General features: G+C 77.1%; 2 protein-coding genes. Both read right to left on the reverse strand.

The annotated features are described in order from the left end of the window. Window positions 1-433: 433 nt before the first annotated feature. Window positions 434-889, reverse strand: a complete 456-nt coding sequence (locus G3I65_RS05810) for an ATP-binding protein (RefSeq protein ID WP_160695186.1) — start codon at window positions 887-889, stop codon at window positions 434-436. Further along, the gene (locus G3I65_RS05815) at window positions 886-1284 is read right to left on the reverse strand and encodes an STAS domain-containing protein (RefSeq protein ID WP_160695187.1); all 399 of its coding nucleotides are present in this window, start codon (window positions 1282-1284) and stop codon (window positions 886-888) included. Before G3I65_RS05815 ends, G3I65_RS05810 begins: the two co-directional genes overlap by 4 nt. Window positions 1285-1419 lie beyond the last annotated feature (135 nt).

Here is a 1419-nt window from a genome sequence, read left to right on the forward strand (position 1 = left end):
GTCCCCACGGCCAAGGCCCGGGTCGGCCGGCCTGGGCCTGCAGCTGGTGGCGCATTCGGCGCAGCGGTGGGGAAGCAGCCCGCGGTGGTCGGGTGGGAAGGCCGTCTGGGCGGTCTTGACCACGGAACGCCGCACGGGCGCGCCTGGGTGAGCGGGCCCGCGGTCAGCCGGGCTGCGGCTTGATCGCTCCCGCGGCCCGCGGCGCATTCGGCGCAGCGATGCGGAAGCCCCGCGGTTGACCCAGCCCATGGTCAGCCGGACTCCGGCTGCACCGAGCGCGGCCCGATCGCCCGCCGTCAATCCCGGCCCAAGCCCGCGGTCGCCACCCGGCCGACCCGGCCCACGGTCAGCCGGGCGCCGGGCGTGACCCGATCGCCCGCCGTCGATCCCGGCTCAAGCCCGCAGCCAATCCCGGCCGACCGGCACCCCGCCGTCAGCAGGGCTCCGGGTCCATCACGATCGGCTCCGGCCGCACCTGGCACGGCCCGATCGTCCCGCTCCCGCAGTCGATCCGCGCCCACACCGTCTTCCCGAGCCCGGTTCCCCGCACACCCCAAGCCCGCGAAAGCCCGTGCACCAGCACCAACCCCCGGCCGTGCGGGGAGCCGGGCCCCGGCTCGCCGGTCACCGGGCGCTCGGCGCCCTCGTCATGGACCTCCAGCAGCGCCGAGCACGGGACCGCGGCGGCCGAAGCGGTGATCGTGACCGGTCCGGCGCCGTGTTCGTGGGCGTTCGTGGCCAGCTCGGTCACGACCAGGCACGCCGCCCACAGGTGGTCCGCGCCCAGCAGCGGCAGCACCCGGCCGGTCCACCGCCGGAGCGCGCTGAGCGGCGGCACCGTGTTCGGCTCGATCACGAACACCGCGCGGTCGTCCGGCCCCGTGCTCATCCCGGGTCCCCGGCGTCCGCCCGCAGCGCGTCCGCCAGCGTCGCGAACCCGCGGACGCGCTCACCGGGCCAGAACATCGACAAGGCGACCGAAACCGGGTGCGGCGGCACGACCAGCCACAGCCGGCCGCCCTCCGCCCGTGCGCGCCAGGCAGCCTGTGCCAGCGCCCGCAACCCGGCCGCACCGAGCAGGGTCACGCCGGACAGGTCCACCACCGTGACCGCGGCCGCCTCCTGCCACGTCGCGCGCTGCAGCAGCCGCACGGACACCGCGTCGATCTCCCCGACCGCGGTGACGACCAGCCAGCCCGGCCGCGGCTCCGAGCGTTCGACCGCGAGGATCTCCTTCGCCGCCTGCCGCCGGACAGCGGACGGCCCGTGCCGGTCCGAGGACATGACGCCCTCCTCCTGTCCCGGGCCGGGCTGCCGGCCCGTCACCCCCCAGTCAAGCACGCCGGTCGCCGGCCAGCAGCTCAGTGCGCGCGCAGCACGGCGGCGCCGGTGACGCGGTCCGCGGCCAGGTCCGCCAGC

The organism is Amycolatopsis sp. SID8362 (genome assembly GCF_010550475.1).
In the GTDB taxonomy this organism is placed as follows: domain Bacteria; phylum Actinomycetota; class Actinomycetes; order Mycobacteriales; family Pseudonocardiaceae; genus Amycolatopsis; species Amycolatopsis eburnea.

Coding starts and splice junctions, on each gene's coding strand:
- G3I65_RS05810 (WP_160695186.1), bottom strand. CDS start 889: ATGAGCACGGGGCCGGACGACCGCGCGGTGTTCGTGATCGAGCCGAAC.
- G3I65_RS05815 (WP_160695187.1), bottom strand. CDS start 1,284: ATGTCCTCGGACCGGCACGGGCCGTCCGCTGTCCGGCGGCAGGCGGCG.